The organism is Streptomyces sp. NPDC058284, from assembly GCF_042881135.1.
Classification (GTDB): domain Bacteria; phylum Actinomycetota; class Actinomycetes; order Streptomycetales; family Streptomycetaceae; genus Streptomyces.
Genome location: NZ_JBHVYE010000016.1, coordinates 102792 through 123211, shown reverse-complemented (window position 1 = coordinate 123211; position 20420 = coordinate 102792). Strand labels below are relative to the sequence as shown.

At 71.9% G+C, this 20420-nt stretch carries 20 protein-coding genes; 8 read left to right on the top strand and 12 right to left on the bottom strand.

The window, feature by feature from the left end:
• Window positions 1–56 precede the first annotated feature (56 nt).
• Both ACFVYR_RS22700 and ACFVYR_RS22695 read left to right on the top strand, forming a co-directional pair.
• Complete coding sequence (locus ACFVYR_RS22700) at window positions 57–1391, top strand: MFS transporter (RefSeq protein ID WP_384251511.1); 1335 nt, start codon at window positions 57–59, stop codon at window positions 1389–1391.
• Window positions 1392–1457: 66 nt separating this feature from the next.
• A complete protein-coding gene (locus tag ACFVYR_RS22695; protein WP_384251509.1) occupies window positions 1458–2726 on the top strand; it encodes a serine-threonine protein kinase in 1269 nt (422 codons plus the stop codon).
• A 12-nt stretch (window positions 2727–2738) separates the two neighbouring features.
• Here the strand turns inward: ACFVYR_RS22695 and ACFVYR_RS22690 are convergent, their stop codons facing one another.
• Complete coding sequence (locus ACFVYR_RS22690; protein ID WP_384251506.1) at window positions 2739–5579, bottom strand: penicillin acylase family protein; 2841 nt, start codon at window positions 5577–5579, stop codon at window positions 2739–2741.
• Between the two features lie 311 nt (window positions 5580–5890).
• On the opposite strand from ACFVYR_RS22690, the gene ACFVYR_RS22685 reads away from it, so the two are divergent.
• Window positions 5891–6499, top strand: a complete 609-nt coding sequence (locus ACFVYR_RS22685; RefSeq protein WP_384251504.1) for a hypothetical protein — start codon at window positions 5891–5893, stop codon at window positions 6497–6499.
• Window positions 6500–6511: 12 nt separating this feature from the next.
• On the opposite strand, the gene ACFVYR_RS22680 is transcribed toward ACFVYR_RS22685, so the two are convergent.
• Together ACFVYR_RS22680 and soxR are read right to left on the bottom strand one after the other, a co-directional pair.
• Window positions 6512–7030 (bottom strand): hypothetical protein, encoded by a 519-nt coding sequence (locus tag ACFVYR_RS22680; protein WP_384251501.1) that lies wholly within the window; start codon window positions 7028–7030, stop codon window positions 6512–6514.
• A 169-nt stretch (window positions 7031–7199) separates the two neighbouring features.
• Window positions 7200–7670: a redox-sensitive transcriptional activator SoxR gene (soxR, locus tag ACFVYR_RS22675; RefSeq protein ID WP_384251500.1), complete on the bottom strand. Its 471-nt coding sequence runs from the start codon at window positions 7668–7670 to the stop codon at window positions 7200–7202.
• A 119-nt stretch (window positions 7671–7789) separates the two neighbouring features.
• On the opposite strand from soxR, the gene ACFVYR_RS22670 reads away from it, so the two are divergent.
• Complete coding sequence (locus tag ACFVYR_RS22670) at window positions 7790–8254, top strand: MaoC family dehydratase (protein WP_384251497.1); 465 nt, start codon at window positions 7790–7792, stop codon at window positions 8252–8254.
• Here the strand turns inward: ACFVYR_RS22670 and ACFVYR_RS22665 are convergent.
• The 3 genes from ACFVYR_RS22665 to ACFVYR_RS22655 all read right to left on the bottom strand — a co-directional run bounded on the left by ACFVYR_RS22665 (window position 8245) and on the right by ACFVYR_RS22655 (window position 10490).
• A complete protein-coding gene (locus ACFVYR_RS22665) occupies window positions 8245–8892 on the bottom strand; it encodes a TetR/AcrR family transcriptional regulator (RefSeq protein WP_384251495.1) in 648 nt (215 codons plus the stop codon). The two genes, ACFVYR_RS22670 and ACFVYR_RS22665, sit on opposite strands and share 10 nt — an antisense overlap.
• A 98-nt stretch (window positions 8893–8990) precedes the next feature.
• On the bottom strand, window positions 8991–9278 hold the full coding sequence (locus ACFVYR_RS22660; RefSeq protein WP_384251493.1) for a YiaA/YiaB family inner membrane protein: 288 nt from the start codon (window positions 9276–9278) through the stop codon (window positions 8991–8993).
• Window positions 9279–9338: 60 nt separating this feature from the next.
• Complete coding sequence (locus ACFVYR_RS22655; RefSeq protein WP_384251722.1) at window positions 9339–10490, bottom strand: acyl-CoA dehydrogenase family protein; 1152 nt, start codon at window positions 10488–10490, stop codon at window positions 9339–9341.
• Between the two features lie 119 nt (window positions 10491–10609).
• On the opposite strand from ACFVYR_RS22655, the gene ACFVYR_RS22650 reads away from it, so the two are divergent.
• Window positions 10610–11257 (top strand): TetR/AcrR family transcriptional regulator, encoded by a 648-nt coding sequence (locus tag ACFVYR_RS22650; RefSeq protein ID WP_384251490.1) that lies wholly within the window; start codon window positions 10610–10612, stop codon window positions 11255–11257.
• Window positions 11258–11354: 97 nt separating this feature from the next.
• Entirely contained in the window at window positions 11355–12077 is a 723-nt protein-coding gene (locus ACFVYR_RS22645; RefSeq protein WP_384251488.1) for an ArsR/SmtB family transcription factor, read from the top strand.
• Window positions 12078–12134: 57 nt separating this feature from the next.
• Here the strand turns inward: ACFVYR_RS22645 and ACFVYR_RS22640 are convergent, their stop codons facing one another.
• On the bottom strand, window positions 12135–12710 hold the full coding sequence (locus tag ACFVYR_RS22640; RefSeq protein WP_384251486.1) for a TetR/AcrR family transcriptional regulator: 576 nt from the start codon (window positions 12708–12710) through the stop codon (window positions 12135–12137).
• Between the two features lie 69 nt (window positions 12711–12779).
• Between ACFVYR_RS22640 and ACFVYR_RS22635 the strand changes: the two genes are divergently transcribed.
• Together ACFVYR_RS22635 and ACFVYR_RS22630 are read left to right on the top strand one after the other, a co-directional pair.
• The gene (locus ACFVYR_RS22635) at window positions 12780–13397 is read left to right on the top strand and encodes a dihydrofolate reductase family protein (RefSeq protein WP_384251484.1); all 618 of its coding nucleotides are present in this window, start codon (window positions 12780–12782) and stop codon (window positions 13395–13397) included.
• Between the two features lie 56 nt (window positions 13398–13453).
• Complete coding sequence (locus ACFVYR_RS22630) at window positions 13454–14461, top strand: urea transporter (protein WP_384251481.1); 1008 nt, start codon at window positions 13454–13456, stop codon at window positions 14459–14461.
• A 43-nt stretch (window positions 14462–14504) separates the two neighbouring features.
• On the opposite strand, the gene ACFVYR_RS22625 is transcribed toward ACFVYR_RS22630, so the two are convergent.
• The 5 genes from ACFVYR_RS22625 to ACFVYR_RS22605 all read right to left on the bottom strand — a co-directional run bounded on the left by ACFVYR_RS22625 (window position 14505) and on the right by ACFVYR_RS22605 (window position 20346).
• Window positions 14505–15584 carry a Zn-dependent alcohol dehydrogenase gene (locus tag ACFVYR_RS22625; protein ID WP_384251719.1) on the bottom strand — a complete coding sequence of 360 codons (1080 nt, stop codon included), beginning with the start codon at window positions 15582–15584 and terminating at the stop codon, window positions 14505–14507.
• Window positions 15585–15638: 54 nt separating this feature from the next.
• Entirely contained in the window at window positions 15639–17027 is a 1389-nt protein-coding gene (locus ACFVYR_RS22620) for an aldehyde dehydrogenase family protein (RefSeq protein WP_384251479.1), read from the bottom strand.
• Window positions 17028–17152: 125 nt separating this feature from the next.
• Window positions 17153–17536, bottom strand: a complete 384-nt coding sequence (locus tag ACFVYR_RS22615; protein WP_384251477.1) for an antibiotic biosynthesis monooxygenase family protein — start codon at window positions 17534–17536, stop codon at window positions 17153–17155.
• Between the two features lie 114 nt (window positions 17537–17650).
• On the bottom strand, window positions 17651–18898 hold the full coding sequence (locus ACFVYR_RS22610) for an MFS transporter (protein WP_384251474.1): 1248 nt from the start codon (window positions 18896–18898) through the stop codon (window positions 17651–17653).
• The gene (locus tag ACFVYR_RS22605) at window positions 18898–20346 is read right to left on the bottom strand and encodes a CitMHS family transporter (RefSeq protein ID WP_384251471.1); all 1449 of its coding nucleotides are present in this window, start codon (window positions 20344–20346) and stop codon (window positions 18898–18900) included. Before ACFVYR_RS22605 ends, ACFVYR_RS22610 begins: the two co-directional genes overlap by 1 nt.
• Between the last annotated feature and the right edge of the window lie 74 nt (window positions 20347–20420).

The window sequence follows — 20420 nt, the reverse complement described above, 5'->3', positions numbered from 1 at the left end:
CGGTCTCAGAAGCCGAGACGAGCCGTCCCGGGTATTGACTGCTCCCTGCATCCGCCATGAGAGTGCCGCTCGTGCACAGCGAAGCGACAGCAGCAGAGAAACAGCAGGTCCAGGACGCGGAAGCGAGCCCCGAGAGCCTGCGCAGAGTCGCCGTGGCCTCTTTCATCGGGACGGCCATCGAGTTCTACGACTTCTACATCTACGGCACGGCGGCCGCCCTCGTCCTGAACGAGGCCTTCTTCCCGAACCTCGACCCGGTCAACGCCACCCTCGCGTCGTTCTCCACGTACGCGGTGGCGTTCGCCGCCCGGCCCATCGGCTCGGTGGTCTTCGGGCACTTCGGCGACCGGGTCGGGCGCAAGTCGGTCCTGGTGGCCTCGCTGCTCCTGATGGGGCTCTCCACCGCCCTCGTGGGTCTTCTGCCCGGCTACGGCACGTGGGGCGTCTGGGCCCCGGTGCTGCTGATCCTGCTCCGCTTCCTCCAGGGCGTCGGGCTCGGCGGCGAGTGGGGCGGGGCGGCGCTGCTCGCGGTGGAGCACGCGCCGAGGAAGAAGCGCGGCCTGTACGCGGCCTTCCCCCAACTCGGCCCGTCCGTCGGCTTCTTTGCGGCCACCGCCGTCTTCTGGCTGCTCTCGGCCACACTCTCCGACGACGCGTTCCGCTCGTGGGGCTGGCGCGTGCCGTTCCTGCTCTCCTTCGTCCTGGTCGGCGTCGGCCTGTTCGTGCGGCTGCGGATCAGTGAGACGCCGGTCTTCGCCAAGGTCATGGCGGCGCAGGAGGCGAGCAAGGTCCCCGCCCTCGACGTGCTCCGCCGCCACCCGCGCGAACTGCTGCTCGGCGCGGGCGGCATGGTCGTCGCGTACGGCCTCTTCTACACCGCCACGACCTACTGCCTCTCGTACGCCACCGGCACCCTGCACATCTCCCGCAACACGATGCTCGGCCTCTCCCTGGTGGCCTGCCTCTTCCTCGCGGCCGGCACCTGGCTCGCCGCGACGCGCTCCGACGGTGCGGGGCGGCGCAGGCTGGTCCTCGCGGGCGCGGCGCTCGCGGTGGTGTGGGGGCTCGTGCTCTTCCCGCTCCTCGACACCGGGCAGCCCGCGCTCATCGCCCTCGCCCTCGGCGGCGCGCTGTTCTGCATGGGCGTCGTCTACGGCCCGATGGGCGCCTACCTGCCCGAGCTGTTCGGCACGAACGTCCGCTACTCCGGCGCCTCGCTCGCCTACAACCTCGGCGGGGTGCTCGGCGGCGCGGTCTCGCCGCTGGTGGCCACCCGACTACAGGCGGCGTTCGGCTCCTCGTCGGTGGGCTGGTACGTGAGCGCGATGGCCGTCGTCTCGCTGCTCTGCGTCCTCGCGCTGCCCGAGACCCGGGAGCGGGAACTCGCCTGAGAGCGCGCCCCCGCAGATCGTGCGCGGCATCTGGCCAGCCGGGCCGGGCGGCAGGACCATACCGGCGTGGAGCCCTACTGGGAATTGACCTTCGACGCCGACGGCGACGTCGACACGGCGCAGCGCGCCCAGCTGCTGTCCGGCGCGGAACGTGAACGCGTCACCGATCTGCTGGTCTTCGCGCACGGCTGGAACAACGATCAGGAGGACGCCAGGAAGCTGTACCGGCGCTTCCTCACCCCCTGCCAGGACCTGTGCGGGGCCGAGGTGCGCCTCGGCTACGTCGGGGTGCTCTGGCCCGCCATCCGCTTCCCCGACGAACCGATCCCCGACTTCGACCCCTCGGCCGCGCCCACCGTCCCCGCGACCCCGCCCGGCCGCCCCGAGCTCGACCCGGCCACCCGGCGGGCGCTCGACCGCGCCTTCCCCGACCACGGCGCGACCCTGGACCGGATCGCCGAACTGCTCGCGGAGCGCTCCCGGGTGCCGTCCCGCATGTACGAGTTCGGGCGGCGCGTGCGCGAGCTGGTCTCCCTGCGCGAGACGCATCCGGCGCGCCACTTCGGCCAGGACACCGGCGCGGGCGAGCCCGCCATGCTCACCGACGACGCGGTCCAGGTGTGCGAGGTGTTCGCCGCCGCGCGCTCGGACACCGGCGAGCCCGCGCTCCTCGGTGAGCTGCGCGAGCGGCTGTGGGACGGCGCGCACGAACTGCTGCGGCAGGGCACGTACTACGCGATGAAGCGCCGGGCCGGCGCGGTGGGCCAGCTGGGCCTCGGCCCGGCGATCGGCCTGCTCGCCGCGGACGTACCGACGATCCGGGTGCACCTCCTCGGGCACAGCTTCGGTGCCCGGCTCGTCTCGTACGCGCTGCGCGGGATGCCTGCGGATGTGCGCGCGGTGAAGTCGGTGACGCTGCTCGAGGGCGCCTTCTCGCACTACACGTTCGCCGAGCGGCTGCCGCACGACAGGTTCCGCGGCGGCGCCCTGCACGGCATGCAGCACCGCATCGACGGCCCGCTGGTCGCCTGCTACTCGCACTTCGACGACGCCCTGGGGCGGCTGTATCCGCTCGCGTCGAAGCTGGCGGGCGACGACACGAGCTTCCTCAACCTGTGGGAGCGGTGGGGGGCCGTCGGGTACAACGGCATCCGGGCCGTGGACGGCACCCGGCGCATCAAGCTGGGCGAAAGGGTGCCCACCGAGGGGTGCGTGAGCATCGACACGTCGTCGGTGGTGCGGCGGGGCGGCCCGCCCGCCGGCGCGCACAGCGACATCTGCCACGAGGAACTGGCGCGTGTCGTGTTCGCCGCCGGGCGGATCGCCCTGCGCTGATGGCGGGTCCGGCTACGGACGGTGCCGGGGGAATTCGACGACCTGCTGGTAGGTCGGGCGGTTCTGCCACTGGATCGGCTTGTGCGTGATGCCGCCGAGCGCCCGGTGGATGACGGAGTCCGCGCACCACTGCTCGCCCGCCTTGCACGCCTCGTCACCGGGGTAGACCTCGGTGGCGGGCTCGGCGACGGCGCGGGCGAGGGTGGTGAGCAGGCTGTCGCGGCAGGCGTCGAGCTCGCCGCCGCCGCAGTAGGTCTGGGCGAGCCCGCCCTTCACCGGCTCCCCGAGGACCGTGCGCAGGTCCTTGTCGGCATAGCCCCACCAGCCGTACTGGAAGGCCGATCCGGCGTGCGCCCCGGTGGGTCCGTGCCCCGCCGATGGCGCCTCGTCGGTGGCGAGCTGGGCGGTCAGGGCCTCGTACAGCTCCTTGCCCATACCGGGCTTGAACTCGGCCTCGACGAGGAGCGGCCACCAGGCGTCCATGATCCGTACGGCGTCGGGGTGGGCGTACGTCTTCGATCCCGGCGCCGTCTGGTTGCGTTGCGCGCCCGCCTTGCGCCAGGCGTCCAACTGCTGCACGGCCTTGGCCAGTTGCGGGTCGGTGACCGGCTTGCTTGTGACCACCTTGAGGAGTTCGGGCAGCACCTGTTCGCCGCGCAGGTCGGTGACGGCCGCCTCCGACATGGCGCGGGTGAGTGAGGCGCGGGTGACCCCGCCCTCCTCGGTGAGCTTCTTGACGCGCCCGTCGAGCAGGTCGCCGCGGTGCACGGCGCTGATGCCGAAGCCCGCGGTGCTGAAGTCCTTGGCCTGCTTGTTGTTCCAGGAGATGTAGTAGTCCTGGTTGACGGACTGCGGATGCTCGGCGGGCGGGGTCTGCGCCGAGGTGTTGTCCTGCGGGTCGAAGTCCCGCCATTCGTAGGCCTGTCCGGCCTTGACCGGCAGGGCGGGGTCGACGCTGTCGGCGCGCTCGGGGTTGGCGCCGCTGTTGTAGTACGCGATGTCGCGCGAGTCGGCGTAGAACCAGTTGAAGGCGTAGCTGATGTGCTGGGCGGCCTTCTTGAACGTCGTGGCGTTGTCGACGTACGAGGGGTCGTTCAGCATCTGGAAGCCGATGATGGAGTCGGCCTCGTGGCGGTAGGTGGAGCGCAGCGAGACGTACGCGACGGGCTTGCCGTCGACGCTCGCGCGGTGCGTGACGACGCCGTACTTCGTGCGGAAGACCTGCATGCGGTAGGAGCCCGCGGCCGTGGAGTCGGCGAGGGTCGGCTTCCAGGCGTTCTTCTGCTCCAGCTTCTCCATGGGCGTGCAGGTGCCCCGGTAGAGGTAGCCGGCCGACTGCTTGGTGGGGGCGCCGCCGCCCGGCTCGCACAGCTCGACGGCGTACGTGTCGGTAATGTCCTGTCCGGCGGAGGTGGCCGACCAGGCGTAGTCCTGGCCGCGTCCCAGCTGGACGTACATGCCGACGCCCGCGAACGAGACGCCGCGGGCGCTGATGCCAGGCCCCTGGAGCTCCTGCTGCATGAGGAGCTGGGGCGCGAAGTAGCCGGTCTGCGGGCCGAAGACGGCGACGGGGTGGCCGCTCGCGGTGTGCGCGCCGGAGACGAGCAGCGCGTTCGACATGCCCTTCTTGTGGCCGTCGGCCCGGAACAGGTCCGGGGGCAGGACACCCTTGTCGTACATGCCCTGAAGCGGCTTGAGCTTCTTCGGCGCCTGCACCGGGTCCTTCGCGCCGGTCCTCGCGCCGCCCGTCCGGTCGTACACGAGCTGCTCGCGCTCGACCGATCCCCGGTCGGGCATGGCGGTGCCGCGCGCCTTCGCCGGCTTGCCCGCGTACGGGAAGCTCGTGCCGTCGTGGATGGTCTGCACGGCCTCGGGGTCGTTGCGGGCGCGGAAGGACTCCCAGACCTCGGTGCCCTTCTCGACGCCGTACTTCTCCTGGGACTTCATGAGGGACAGCGCGGACTCGACCTCTCCGCCGCCGCCGTTGCCGAAGAGCCCGCCGACCACGGAGGCGAGCGCGATCATGTCCGTGATCTTGAAGGGTGCTATCTCACCTGCGTTGGTGACCGCGTCGATCTTGCCGGTCAGGACGTACTCGCCGGGGAAGTAGCGGCCGTCCTTCGACTTCGTGCGGTAGGCGTTGAGCCCGTCGATGTAGGCCTGCGCGTCCTCCATGGCCTGCTTGCCGCGCTCGCCCTGCGTCGTCCTGATGTACTCGACCTGCTTCTCCAGGTCCTTCTCGGTGTACGGGGCCTGCGGCCAGAACTGCTGCTCCAGGCCCTGGTTGGCGAGCGCGCCGCCCGCGAACGACGTCAGCTGCCCGCGCCCGATGTGCCGGAAGAGGTCGATGAGCCAGAGCCGGTCCTGGCCCGCGGCGAACCCGGCGCCGAACTCGGTGCCGTAGCGGGTGGTGCCCTTGATGTGCGGGATGCCGTACTTCTTGTCCCGGGTGATCGTCACGTCGTCGCGCGGCCGGGTGACCGAGGCTGCCTGGCCGTCGGGCACCCCGAAGGAGGCATCGTCGAAGAACTCCGTGAGGCGGTCGTCGGTGAGCGAGGTGTAGCCGGAGGAGAGCGCGTCGTAGGGGCCCAACTGGTCGTCCGCGTGCGGGGGTTGGGTGCCAAGGAGCCGGTGGGCGAGGATCTCGGCGAGGGTCGCGTTGCCGTTCGCGCCGGGCGGCAGGATGTCCGCGCACTGGCTGCCGCAGTAGTCGTCGTCGCCTGCGGCCCGCCCCTTCGCCGCCGGATGGCCCGGATCGGCCACGGCCCCGGGCAGTGGCGCCAGGAGGGCGGCGCCGAGCGCGAGCGCCGCTCCCGCCGTGAGTGTTCTGAGCCTGCCGTCGCGTCGTCGCATGGGTGCTCCTCCGGATCCTGCGGAAGACCGATGCGCCGGAGGCTACTGGCGAGTTGGCGAACTCGAAAGATGAACATACGTCGGCTTTTCCGAATCACCACAACGCGCCCCCCTTGTGCAGGCATCACCCCAGCCGGGTCGGGCAGGCGAAACACGTCGCGCGATGAGGGAGCCGAATCGCGAGTCGATACGTCTACTCGGCGACGTCGTTTCGAATCGATGGCCGTGACGGGCCCCGTCTCGACAGCGGCGCCGGCGAAAACGGAACACGGGTACCAGTACGGAAGTACGTGTGACGGAGGTGCAGGGCGATGGCCGGATTCCGGAGTCTCGCGAGACAGGTGCGTGATCCGCAGAGCGATCTGGCACTGCGGCGGTACTCGCTGCGCAAGTGCCTGGAGAGGTTCGCGCCGTACGGACACCGGGCGACCTGGGACCATCTGTGCTCCCGGGCCGGCCTGGGGCCGGAGGACAGGTCGCCCGACCCGGCGCGGCTGGTGGCGGCGCTGAACGAGCTGGAGGCGGCGAGGGCGGTCTGGCTCGCCTACGAGGCGGGCTTCGCGGAGCGCCGCCGCAAGGAGAAGCACGACGGGCTCAGGCGCCCCGGGAGCGTCGACGACTGGCACCGCTGCACCTGGGGAGGGTGCGGTATCGCCTGGTGCGACGACCCGGACATCCACCCGCACGCCCCCCTCGCCGAAGTTCTGCGCCGGCTCATCGCGGCGCTGGAGAGGGAGCCGGGCGCGGCCTGCCCGGTCTGTGCGGACACCGACCTCGTCTGGCGGCACGGGCTTGCGCACGAGCCGTCGTCGGGAGTGGTCTGCACGGGCTGCGGCATCGTCGTGCCCGCACCCGTCCTCACGCCGGACGCGGTGGAGCGGGCGCAGGCGCGGCAGCTGCGTCCCCTCGTGCCGGCGTGAGGTGCGGGCCGGTCAGGGCGTCTTCACGTCCGTGTGGATGGCCAGCTTGAACTGGGCGTGTATGAGCGGCGTGGGACGCTTCACGTCTCCCACGCCGCGTGCCGAGATCTTCAGGCCCAGGGGTGTGTCCGGGTGCACGAACAGCTGCCAGAGGTAGGTCCTGTACTGCCCGCCCCGGGTCGGGGTGATGTCGGTCGTGGCGGTCGAGTCGTACCCGGTGGTCAGGCTCAGCGGGTCCCTGACGTAGCGCGAGCGGAACTCGGTCGCCCTCGCGTCTGCCTCCCAGAAGACCATCGCGGAGAGCATTCCCCAGCCCTCGTGGCTGGGCCATATCAGCCCCGAGCGGGCGTCCGGGAACTTCGAGGGTCTCCCGCCGCCCTTCGCGGGGTCGTGCATGTGCCACGGGTCGTACGACTCGTCGCCCGCGCCGTACGGGAAGCGCACCAGGTGGTAGCCGTCACTGTCGTACTTGACGGACTGCCGTCCGTGCCGCGCGGTGTCCCACAGCAGTGAGCAGATGACAACGGACATCGGCCTCTCCCCCGGTCGGCGTCGACGTGCCGCGCGCAAGCCGACGTACGGTGCGCGGCTCCTTTGCGTACCAACACGGTGCTGCCGGGGGCGCGTTCGCGGCTAGGGGGCGCACAGGGAATTTCCGGTGGTCACCCGGTGACACGGCCGACGGGTCGGATCCGGCGGGTCACGTCCTGCGGGACCTGCGGTCCACCAGGAGCCGGGAGCCGCTGTGCCGCTCGCCGAAGACGTCGTCGGGGTTGGAGAGCACGCAGGTGTCCAGGGACAGGCAGCCGCAGCCGATGCAGTCCGTGAGGTGGTCGCGCAGCCGCCCCAGCTGTTTGATGCGCTCGTCCAGTTCCGAGCGCCAGCCCTCCGAGAGGCGCGCCCAGTCCTCGCGGTTGGGCGTGCGCTCCTCGGGCAGCGAGTCGAGCGCCTCCCGGATCGTGGAGAGCGGGATGCCGACGCGCTGGGAGGCGCGGATGAAGGCGACGCGGCGCAGCGTGTCCCGGTGGTAGCGGCGCTGGTTGCCCGATGTGCGGCGGCTGGTGATGAGGCCCTTGGACTCGTAGAAGTGCAGGGCGGAGACGGCGACGCCGCCGCGGTCGGCGAGCTGGCCGACCGTGAGTTCGTTGACCTTCTCTGGGATCTGGGGCACCCCTCGAACCCTACTGGCACCTCCGTTGACACGCGTCGGCGCACACCGCATGCTGAGCAAGCGCTTAGTCTGCGTACGCTTCTGCGTGCGTTTCTGCATACGTCTAGGAGGCCAGGGACATGGCGGAGCCGAAGATCTTCACGTCGGCCGAGGAACTGCGCGCCGGAGTCGGCGGACAGCTCGGGTACAGCGACTGGCTGGAGATCGACCAGAAGCGGATCGACCTCTTCGCCGAGGCCACGGGCGATCACCAGTGGATCCACGTGGACGCGGAGAAGGCGGCGCAGGGGCCCTTCGGCACGACCATCGCGCACGGCTACCTGACCCTGTCGCTGCTGCCGAGCCTGGTGCCGCAGATCATGCGCGTCGAGAACATGAGGATGGGCATCAACTACGGCACCGGCAAGGTCCGTTTCCCCTCCCCCGTACCGGTCGGCTCCCGGCTGCGCGCCACCGCCGAGCTCACCGACGTCACGCCGACGAAGGACGGCGGCGTGCAGGTGACGGCGAAGGTCACCGTGGAGCGCGAGGGCGGCGACAAGCCCGCGTGCGTGGCGGAGACGGTGTCGCGCTACTACTTCTGAGATTCCCCGGGCCTGGCGCCCGCCGCTCCCACCATCCGCAGCACGAGGTCGGCGTAGAGCGCGCCGACCTCGTCGGGCGTCCGGTGCCCCGCCACGTTGAACCAGCGGGCGACGTCGATGCAGAGCGAGAGCACGGCGAGCGTGGTGCCCGGCACGTCGGGGACGTCGAACTCCCCCGCCCGCACGCCGTCGTTGATGATGTCCCGCACCGCCTCGTCCGACCTGCGGCGCAGCGCGACGATCTCCGTGCGGTGCTCCTCGCCGAGCGCGTCGAGCTCGTACTGCACGACGCGCGCGGTCATGTGGTGGGCGGCGTGCCAGCCGACGAAGGAGCGCACGGCCGCCGCGAGCCGTTCCGCGGCGCTGCCCTCGCCGTCCGCCGCGGTGCGCAGGATGGCGAGCGCCTTGTCGTGGCCGATCCGGCTGATGCGGTGGAGCAGCTCTTCCTTCGTCTTGTAGTGGATGTAGAGCGCGGCGGGGCTCATCCCGGCGCGGCCCGCGATGTCCCGGGTGGTCGTCGCGTGGTAGCCGCGCTCGGCGAAGGCCTCGACGGCGGCGATCAGCAGCCGCCTGGCCGCGTCGGGGCTCACCTCGCCCCACGGCTGCTCCTCGCCGCCGATCTCCTCCGCCGCGCTCATCGCCCACTCCTTCAGCTTTCGGGAGGGACACCATACCTCTGACGGTGAGCAAGCGCTTAGACCCTGTCCTGGGCCCGGGAACCGGGATCAGGTCCCGGTCAGGATGTGCCGAACGGGTCGTGCTCGGCGAGCAGCTTGTCGACGCGGGCCTGGTCGACCCTGCTGACGATCTGCACCACTTCCTGCCGGTCCCTGATCACCTTGGCGAGGGTGAACGCGGACGTCGTCAGGTAGAGCACCGCGATGGCGAGGAAGCCCCGCACCCAGGCCGAGGCGTCGAGGTAGCCGATGCCGACGGCGACGGCCGCGATGGACACGGCGAAGGAGGCCACGGCCTGGCCGTAGAAGGCGTTGGTGGTCTGTTGTCTCACGGGCGGCTCAGTCATGCGAACAGCATCGGCGAGGCGCCACGGGCGTCGTATCCGTACGGATACTCAGGCGCGTACTCAGAACGCCGAAACGCCGGTGAGAGCACGGCCGATGACGAGTTTCTGGATCTGGCTCGTGCCCTCGTAGAGGGTCATCACGCGGGCGTCGCGCAGCAGTTTGCCCGCCGGGTACTCGTCGATGTAGCCGTAACCGCCGAAGACCTGGAGGGCGTTGTTGGCGGCGCGCACGGCGGCCTCCGAGGCGAACAGCTTGGCCTTGGAGGACTCCGTGGCGAAGGGCTGTCCGCGGTCGATCAGGTCGGCGACCCGCCAGGTCAGCAGGCGCGCGGCGTCCACGTCCACGGCGATGTCGCTGATCAGCTCCTGCACCAGCTGATGGTGGGCGATGCTCCTGCCGAACTGCTCGCGCTCGCCGGCGTAGCGCACCGCGGCGTCGAGGGCGGCCTGCGCGATGCCGACGCAGCCCGCGGCCACCGACATGCGCCCCTTGGCGAGGGCCGACATGGCGACGGAGAACCCCTTGCCCTCGGGCGCCAGCATGGCCGACGCAGGGACGCGGACGTCCTCGAGGACGAGTTCGGCGGTGGCCTGGCCGCGCAGGCCGAGCTTGCCGTGCAGGGTGCGGCGGGTCAGGCCCGGGGTGTCCGCAGGGACCAGGAAGGCGGAGACGCCCTTGTGCCCGGGGGCGTCGCCGGTGCGGGCGAAGAGGAGCACGACGTCGGCCCAGGTGCCGTTGGTGATGAACATCTTGGTGCCGTTGACGACGTACGCGTCACCGTCGCGCACGGCGCTGGTCGTCAGGCTGCCCGCGTCGGACCCGGTGCCCGGCTCGGTGAGCCCGAAGCACCCGACGTACTCCCCGGAGGTGAGCCCCGGCAGCCACTGCCGCTTCTGCTCCTCGCTGCCCCAGTACGCGATGGTCTTGGCGACCAGGCCGAGCGAGACCGAGACGATGCCGCGCACGGAGGAGTCCCCGCGCCCCAGCTCCTCGGTCACCAGGCAGTACGCGAGGTGGTCACCGCCCGAGCCGCCGTACTCCTCGTCGATGGTGAGCCCCAGGAAGCCGACCTCGCCGAGCTTCTTCACGAGATTCCGGTCGACGCTCTCGGCGCGGTCCCACTCGACGACGTGCGGGGCGATCTCACGCGCGACGAAGTCCTTGGCCAGTCGCTGGACGGCTGCCTGCTCGTCGCTGAGCTCCAGGTTCATGGACACCTCTTCATGTCTCGTCACGTCTCTTCACACCGGGCCACGAACCGGCCGCCCGGACTACGTCGCGTTTTAAATTAGCACTGCTAGTTTGTTGTGGCAGCCCTACTATGTGCCGCATGGCCCGACCGCGCAAGCCCCTGCTCAGCCGAGAACGCATCGTCGAGACGGCGCGTGCGCTCGTGGACTCCGAGGGACTCGCGGCCGTCTCCACGCGCCGCCTCGCCGCCGAACTCGGCGTCAGCGGCCCGTCCCTCTACAACCACTTCCGCACCAAGGACCAGATCCTCGAGGCGGTCGCGGACTCGGTGAGCGCGCAGGTCGACCTGTCGATGTTCGACGCGGCCGACGCGCGGGACTGGCGCACGGCGCTGCACGACTGGGCGGTCTCCTACCGGGCCGCCCTCACGCTGCACCCGAACATCGTCCCGGTCCTGGCGAGCGGTCCCGGCCGCCGCCCGGCCGGACTGCGGCTCGCCGACGCGGTGTTCGGCGCGATGGTCGACGCGGGCTGGCCGGCCGCGCAGGCCACGTCCATCGGCGCGCTGATGCGGTACTTCATCATGGGCTCCGCGCTCGGCTCGTTCGCCGGGGGCTTCGTGGACGACGAGGCGGCGTACGACCCGGCCGACTATCCGCACCTGGGCCAGGCCCATCTGCTCGCGGAGCGGCAGCAGGTCATCGACGAGCGGGCCTTCGAGGCGGGCCTCCAGGCGCTCCTCGACGGGCTCGCGCTGCAGTACGAGCAGGTGGCGGCGCGCGCCTGACGCGACGCGCTCCGCGCACGGTTCGGTGCACGGCTCGGCGCACGGCTCGGTGCACGGTTCGGCGCAGGCCGAAGGGTTCCTGCCGCATCCTGGACGCATGAAGCCGGGCCACCCGAACACCATCGCCGCGACCGCCCCCGCCACCGCCCTCGCCTCGCTCGCCGCACTCTTCGCGGACGAGACGCGGGCGGCCTGCCTGCTCGCGCTGCTCGACGGGCGGGCGTGGACGGCCGGCGAGCTGGCCCGGCACGCCGGAGTCGCGGCGTCGACGCTCAGCGAGCACCTGGGGCGGCTGGTCGCGGGCGGCCTGCTCACCGAGTACCGGCAGGGCAGGCACCGCTACGTGCGGCTCGCCGACGCGCGGGCCGCCCAGCTCGTCGAGGATCTCGCCGCCCACGCGGCGCCCGGGGCGCGGGCGAGGCCCCGGTCGCTGCGGGAGGCGGGTGCCGCGGGGGCGATGGCGCGCGGCCGTACGTGTTACGACCATCTGGCGGGGCGGCTCGGCATCACGATCACCGGGGCGATGACGGAGAGGGGGCTGCTGCGGCAGGACACCGGGTTCGCCCTGACCGACCAAGGGGTGGAGTGGTTCGGGGAGTTGGGGATCGGGCTGGCCCGGACGGGGCGGCGGCCGCTGGCCCGGTCCTGCCTGGACTGGACGGAGCGCAAGCCGCACCTCGCCGGGGTCGCGGGGGCGGCGCTGTGCGGCCACGCGCTGGCCGCGGGCTGGTGCGAGCGGATCGGTACGGAGCGCGCCGTGCGGGTGACGGCGGCCGGAGCGCGGGCGTTCGCCACGCACCTCGGCATCGAGGGCCTGTAGGCGGTCACCGACCGGCCCGCCCCGTCCGCTCAGCGGGCCCCCATCCGCTCAGCCCGCTCAGCCCGTGATGACGCGCTCCACCGCCGCCGCGACCAGCTCGTCGCGCTCGGCCTCCGTGAGGACATCCGGCAGCGTGAGCTGTTCGAGGATGAGCCAGTTGAGCGCCAGATAGAGCAGCTTGACCGCCGTCGCGTCGCCGGGCAGTCCGGAGGCCTCGTGGTAGGAGAGGTTGGCTTCGAGGTCGGCCTTGACCCGCTCGGTGAGGACCGCGCGCAGTTCGGGGCGCCGGGTCGCCTCCAGGCGCAGTTCGAGCAGGGCGAGGTAGCCCGTACGGAAGCCGCTGACCCGGCCGACGACCTCGCGCATCAGCTCGACGTAGGTCCCCTTGTCCCGCTCGGCCGTCCGCTGCCGCTCGATGACCGCCTCGTCGGGCGTGAGCCGTTCGTAGACCCGGGCACCCGCCTGGGTCAGCAGGTCGTCGCGGTTGCTGAAGTAGTTGGACGCGGTGCCGGTCGGCACGGCCGCCTCGGTGTCCACCGCCCGGAAGGTCAGCCCGCGGGCTCCTTCCCTGGCAAGGACCTCGATGGCGGCGTCGACCAGGGCCGCTCGCCGCCCGTCGTTCCTGCGCACCATTGACACCACTCCATTCGCAGTACTACGTTTTCACCACTACAGAGAGAGTACTACAGGGGGAGTCATCGCATGCGCAAGCTCGTCTACTACATCGGCGCCTCCATCGACGGGTACATCGCGGGCCCCGGCGGCGAGGTCGACTTCTACCCCACGGGCGACGAGGAGCAGACCGCCGCCTACGCCGCGTCGGTCAACGCCCGCTACCCCGAGACGGTCCCGACCGCCTTGCGCCCGCTCGTCGGCCTCGCGGACGCCCCCAACCTGCGCTTCGACACGGTGGTGATGGGCCACGGCACCTACCGCCAGGCACTGGCCCACGGCACCCCGAGCCCGTACGCGCACCTGCGCCAGTACGTCCTGTCGAGCACCCTGGGCGCCGCGCCCGATCCGGCCGTGACCGTGACCGCGGACGACCCTCTCACCCTGGTCCGCGACCTCAAGCGGCAGCAGGGGAAGGACATCTGGCTGTGCGGGGGCGGACGCGTCGCGGCGGCGCTGCTGCCGGAGCTCGATGAGCTGATCGTCAAGAGCTACCCGGTGGTCGCGGGGGCCGGGGTCCCCGTCTTCGCCGGGGAGTTCGACCCGACGCGATTCCGGGTGACCGCGCGGGAGACCTTCGCCAACGACGTCCTGATGACGTGGTTCGAAGCGGCCGCCGCACCGGAAGCCCCCACTCCGGCCGGGTAGATGTACTCTGCATCCGTTCTGTCGGACACAGCAGGGGCATGAGGCGGGGAGTGGCCGTGGGGTACGCGAGGGACGCGCTGGACGCCGGTGGCTCGACCGAGGGGACAAGGCGGACGATCGGGCCGCCGCGCGCCCGCGTCTTCGCCGCGCAGGTGCTGCGCGGGCACGCGCAGGTCACCTTCATGCCGAGCGCCGCCGCGGGCGTCCTCTTCTGCGCCGCGCTCTTCGCGGCGGGGTGGGAGTACGGGCTCTACGGCCTGGCGGGCACCGCGGTCGGCACGGCCACGGCGCGGCTCCTCGGCGTGGCCGACGACCGCGTGTCGGTCGGGCTCGAAGGCTTCAACGCCTGCCTGACGGCGCTGGGTTGTGCGGTCTTCCTCGGCACGGAGCACCTGTCGACCGCGCTGGTCGCCGTCGCGGGCAGCGTGGTCGTCACGGTCGTGACGGCGGCCGTGGTCAGGCTGGCCGGCGCCTGGGAACTGCCCACGCTGACCCTGCCGTTCTGCCTGGTCGCCTCCGCGACGACCGTCGCGGCACCCGGCTTCCGGCACGTCTGGCACCACGGCGAGGGCCTCGCGGCGCTCACCGCGTCCGCGACCGGCCCGACCGCGCTCCAACCCGTCGACCTCGCCCGGGGGTTCTTCGCCGGTTTCGGTCAGATCTTCTTCATGCCCCAGTGGTACGTGGGCGCCCTGCTGCTGCTCGGCTTCCTCGTCGCCGGTCCCCGCGCGGCGGGCGTGGCGTGCCTGGGCAGCGCCACCGGCATCGCCACCGCCTGGGCGCTGGGCGCTCCCGCCGCGCGGATCGCCGACGGCACGAGCGGGTACAACGCGGTCCTCGTCTCCCTCGCCCTGTGCGGCGTCTTCCTGCCCGCGCGGGGCGCGACCCTCGCGTACGCACTCGTGGGCGCCGCCACCGCCACGGCGCTCGGCCCGGCGGTGGCGGCACTCGCCGCGCCGTCCGGCGGGCACGCGTTCACGTGGCCGTTCGTCCTGACGACGTTCGTGTTCCTGGCGGCGGCCACGTCCTTCCCCAGGCTCACGGCCCCGGCGGCGAAGAGCTGACCGCCGCGCCGCCGGGGACCGGTCAGAAGCCGCCGGGGGCCGGTCAGAAGACGACCAGCGCCCGGCCGCCCCTGCCCGCCATCATGTTCTCGAAGGCCGCCGGGATGCCGTCGAGCCCGATCCGGTCGGTCACCAGGGCGCCCAGGTCGAGGCGGCCCGCGCGGATGTGACCGGCCAGGACCGGCAGGTCGACGGCCGGGTCGCAGTTGCCGTAGACGCAGCCGGAGAGCGTCCTGCCCCAGTGGAAGAGTTCCAGGGCGTTGAAGGTCACCTGCTGGTCCTTGCCGCCGATGCCGACCACCGTGGTGCGCCCGCCGCGCCGCGTCGACTCCCAGGCCGTGCGGATCGTCACGGCGCGGCCCACGCACTCCACGGCCACGTCGACGCCTTGGCCGCCGGTGAGCCCGCGGATGTCCTTGGCCGTCGTCTCCGAGGCCACCACGTAGTCCGTGGCACCGGCCGAGCGGGCCAGCTCCTCCTTCGCCGGGGACACGTCGACCGCGACGATCCGTCCCGCGCCCGCGATCCTGGCCGCCTGCAGCGTGGCGAGGCCCACCCCGCCGACGCCGAACACCGCGACGCTCTCGCCCTCGCGGACCCGCGCCGAGTGGTGCACGGCCCCGTACCCGGTCAGGACGGCGCAGCCGAGCAGCGCCGCGTCGGTGAGCGGCACACCGTCCGGCGCCGGCAGGACGCAGCCCGCGGCGACCACCGTCTCCTCGGCGAACGCGGCGACGTTCAAGCCCGGATGGAGCTCCGTCCCGTCCGGTCGCTTCGCGTAGACGTCCGCGGCGCCCGCGAGGGCGTTGCCGCAGAGCCACACCTCGCCGAGCGAGCAGGCGTGGCACGTCCCGCAGGACGGCGCCCAGTTCAGGACGACGCCGTCACCGGGAGCGAGGCGGGTGACGCCCTCCCCCACGGACACCACGGTGCCCGCGCCCTCGTGGCCGAGCACGGCGGGCACCGGGACCCGCATCGTGCCGTTGGTCAGGGACAGGTCGGAGTGACAGACCCCCGCTGCGGCGAGGCGCACCCGGACCTGGCCGGGGCCCGGCTCCGGCAGGTCGATCTCGGCGATCTCCAGCGGAGAGCCGACGGCGGGCAGGATGGCGGCGCGGACCACGTTCACGTACTCCTCGGGATCGGAAGGGTCAGAAGCCCAGAAGGGTCAGAGGGGTCAGAACTGCAGGGACTTGGTCTGGAGGTACTCGGTCAGGCCGTGCGCGCCCAGCTCGCGGCCGACGCCCGACTGCTTGTAACCGCCGAACGGGGCGAGGGGGTTGAAGCTGCCGCCGTTGATGTCGACCTGTCCGGTCTCCATGCGGCGGGCGAACGCCGTCGCCTGCGCGTCGTCGGCGGCCCACACCGCGCCCGCCAGCCCGTACACGGTGCCGTTGGCGATGCGCAGGGCGTCGTCCTCGTCCTCGTACCGGATGATCGAGACGACCGGTCCGAAGATCTCCTCCTGGGCGATGGTCATCTCGGGCGTGACGTCGGCGAAGACGGTCGGCTGGACGAAGTAGCCCTTGTCCTGGGGCGATTCGGGGCCGCCCGCCACGATGCGGGCGCCTTCCTCGACGCCCTTCTCGATGTAGCCGCGCACGCGCGCCTGCTGCTTGGCGTTGACGACGGGGCCGATGCGCGGCCCGTACTTGGCGGCGGCGGCCGCGGCGAGCTCCACCGCCTCGTCGTAGTGGTCGGTGTGCACCAGCATGCGGGTCCAGGCGCTGCACGTCTGGCCGGAGTTGGACATGACGTTGGCGACGCCGACGTTGACGGCCTTGGTGAGGTCGGCGCCCGGCAGGATGACGTTGGCGGACTTGCCGCCGAGCTCCAGGGCGACGCGCTTGACGGCCGCGCCCGCGGTGGCGCCGATCCGCCTGCCGACCGCGGTCGATCCCGTGAAGGAGACGAGGTCGACGCCCTCGTGCTCGGCGAGCGCCTGGCCCGCGACCGGGCCGAGCCCTGTGACCAGGTTGAACACGCCCGCGGGTACGCCCGCCTCGTGCGCCGCCTCGGCGAAGAGCTGGGCGGTGAGCGGGGTGTCCTCGGCGGGCTTGAGCACGACCGTGCAGCCCGCGGCGAGCGCGGGCGCCACCTTGTTGACGATCTGGTGGAGCGGGTAGTTCCAGGGCGTGATGGCGCCGACCACGCCGACCGGCTCCAGATAGACGGTGGAGTTGCCCACCCGCTCCTCGAAGGGGTGCGTCGCGGCGAGCTCGGCGTACGAACCGGCCACCAGGATCGGCACTCCGGCGTGCACGGCCTGCGAGAACGGCAGCGGCGAGCCAAGCTCGGCGGTGACGGTCGCGGCGACCTCGTCCTTGCGGGCGACGAGGCGGTCGCGGAGGGCGCCGATAACGGCGGCGCGCCCGGCGGGCGGGGTGGCGGCCCAGCCGGGCAGGGCGGCACGGGCCGCGCGCACCGCGGCGTCGATGTCCTGCGCGGTGCCCGCGGGGACCTCGCCGATGGGCTGCTCGTCGGCCGGGTTCAGGACCGTGATGGTGTCGGTGCCCGCAGCCGGGCGCCAGTCGCCGTCGATGTACATCCCGTCATGGGCCTTCATCGCATTCCTCCAGGTTGTCGTCCGCGCCCCAAACTAGCGCTGATAGTTTTCTGGCACCAGGGGCAGCGGGGACCGGGCCACGCGCCGCACCGGTCCGAGCCGCCGTCGTGCCGTGGCGGGTCGCCTCACGTCCCCTTCTCGGGGGTGGCGTACCCGGCGACGGGTGCGTACGCGTCGCCGGGGCCCGGGTTCCGGTCCGGGGCGGGCAGGACCGTCCGGATCACCTCGTAGTTCGAGGCATGGGCGACGGCGACCTGTTGCCCCATCATGGGGCAGACGTTCATGGCCGCTTCCCAGTGGGCGGTGGACTCCCATTCCGCCACGTTGACGAGAGAGAAAGTGCTCCCCGCAACGATCGTGCGGAACATGTACGTCCTGATGAAGCCGGGTTGAGCGGCCATCACTTCCGCGGCGCCCTCCCAGGCTTCCAGATACGCGCCTTCCTTGTCCTCGTCGATCTCGATCGGAATGATCACGACATGTCGGCGACAGTCCATCTGCTGCGTCATCAGGCTTTCTCCGCTTCCCTCTGATCCGCCTTCCGGACGCAGCCTGCGCTTTCCGAAGCGGTAACGGCAAAGAGAGTTGCCCGATTGGCAAGACCTGACTCATCACCGCTCACCTCATCGCGGCGCAGCTCCCCGCCGCGTACGCGCTGTCGCGTCCCGCAGGCCGTCCGCGCCTGCGGGGCGCCTTCGTGCGCCGAGCCCCGCCGCGACGAGCAGCAGCCCGCCCAGCATCACGAACGGCGCGGCCACCCCCGCCACTCCGGCGATCAGGCCCGCGGAGGCGGGCGCGGCGACCTGGCCGAGGCGGTTGCCGGTCAGGCGCAGCGCGAGCGCCGTCGAGCGGGCGCCGTCCGGGGCCGCCTGGACGACCGTCGTCATCGAGAGCGGCTGGCCGACGCCCAGACAGAAGCCGAGCAGGACCAGCATCGCCCCGAGACCCCACACCGGCACGGGCAGCGCGATCCCCGCGCAGAGCAGCGCGCCGAGCGCGCAGGTGAGGACGGTCAGGGCCGCGCGGCCGAGCAGGCCGATCAGCGGTGTCATCACCAGGCGGCAGGCGATGGTCGCCGCGGCGCGCAGCGAGAGGAGCAGCCCGACCGTGGCGGGCGCGATGCCCCGGTGTTCGCCGACCACCGGCAGGTAGGCGGTGAGGACGTCCGTCGCGGAGAGCACGGCGAGGCTGATGAAGATGCCGGCGGGCACGCCCCGGCTGCGCAGGATCGTGGTGACCGGCACCTTCGCGGTCCGCCGCGCGGGTCCGGCCGCGGCACGGACGTGCTCGATGCGCCACAGCGAGGTCAGCGAGAGGGCGGCGACCGCCGCCGAGACGAGCAGGGCGAGCGAGCTGGTGCGGTCGATGTCGGCGCCGATCAGGGCGCCCGCCGCGAGCGGCCCCGCCAACTGGCCGAGCGAGGCACCGATGGTGAAGTGGCCGAAGTTGCGGTCCTGTTCGGCGGGCGCGGACTGCCGGGCGACGATCGACTGGGCGCCGATCACGAAGCAGAGGTGGCCGAGCCCCAGCACGCCGCTCCAGGCGGCCATCGCGGCGAGCGAGTCCGCCGTGCCGCTCAGCGCGCAGCCCCCGGCGATCAGGACGACGCCGAGGGGCAGCAGGGGCGCGCACCTGCCGTGGTCCGTCCTGCGTCCGAGGGGGACGGCGGCGAAGAGCGGCAGCAGGGCGTAGACGCCCGCGATGACGCCGACGGCCCGCTCGTCGGCACCCAGCGCGAGGGCCCGGTAGGAGACGGCGGGCCGCGCCATCGACACCGCCCCCTGCGCGAAGCCGAAGGCGATGACGAGACGCAGCAGCCAGCCCCGCCCACCGGGCCCGGACGATCCGCCGGGCACAGGCCGGTCAGGCATCAGATGATGCCGAAGAGGATTCCGGCGCCGAGCACCACCAGCGAGGTGAGCACGGCCCACTTGACGGTGAACTTGGTGTGGTCCCCGAACTCGACCTTGGCCATGCCGACGAGGACGTACACGGCGGGCACCAGCGGGCTCGACATGTGCAGCGCCTGGCCCGCGATGGAGGCGCGGGCGATCTCCAGGGTGGAGACGCCGTGCGCCTGGCCCGCCTCGGCGAGGACCGGCAGGACGCCGAAGTAGAAGCCGTCGTTGGACATGAAGTAGGTGAGCGGGAGGGAGAGCAGGCCGGTCACCAGGCCCATGTGCGGGCCCATGCCCTCGGGGATGGCGTCGACGAGCCAGTCGGCCATGTGGTCGACCATGCCGGTGCCGGTGAGGACGCCGGTGAAGACGGCCGCGGCGAAGACCATGCCCGCGACGTTGAGGACGTTCTCCGCGTGGGCGGCGATACGGGCCTTCTGGTCGGGCATGTGCGGGAAGTTGACGGTGAGGGCGAGCGCGGCGCCGAGCAGGAAGAGGACCGGGATCGGCAGCCACTCCATGATCATGGCGGTGAGCAGCAGGACGGTGAGGGCCGCGTTGAACCAGTAGAGCTTGGGGCGCAGGGTGGCGCGGTGCGGGTCGAGTCCCTGGAACCCGTCGTCGTCGGACTCGGCTCCCGATCCGGCCCCGGCCCCGGCGTCCGCCGCGGCGGTGTCGGCGCCGGTGCTCTTCTTCGCGGGCGCCGTCGTGTTCTTCGTGAGCGAGGCGTCGCCGTCACCGCCGCCCGCGCCCACCAGGACGGTCCCGCCGGCCGTCTCCTTCTCCAGGACCTCGTCGAGCGAGAGCACGCCGAGCCGCTTGCGCTCGCGCAGGCCCAGGGCGTACGAGAGGAGGAAGACGGCGACCAGGCCCACGGCGAGCGCCGGGATCATGGGCACGAAGATGTCGCTGGCATCGACCTTCAGCGCGGTCGCGGCGCGGGCCGTCGGACCGCCCCAGGGCAGCGTGTTCATCACGCCGTTGGCGGTGGCGGCCACGCCGGTCATCACGACGAGGCTCATCTTGAGGCGCTTGTACAGCGGATACATCGCCGAGACCGTGATCATGAAGGTGGTCGAGCCGTCGCCGTCGAGCGAGACGATCGCCGCGAGCACGGCGGTGCCGATGACGATGCGCACCGGGTCGGCCTTGCAGAAGCGCAGGATGCCCCGGACGACCGGGTCGAAGAGGCCGACGTCGATCATGACGCCGAAGTACACGATGGCGAACATGAGCATGGCCGCCGTGGGCGCGAGGTTGCCGACGCCGTCGAGGACGTAGTCCCCGAGGTGGGCGGCCTTCCCGACGAACACGCAGAACAGCGCGGGGATCAGCACCAGCGCCGCGATCGGCGACATCTTCTTCATCATGATCAGCACCAGGAAGGTGGCGATCATGACGAATCCGAGGATTGTCAGCATGGGGGGCTACCTCACGTTCACCATCGAACTCCCACCAGGTCTGGCGGTCCGGATGACGTTAGGACCCGCCATGA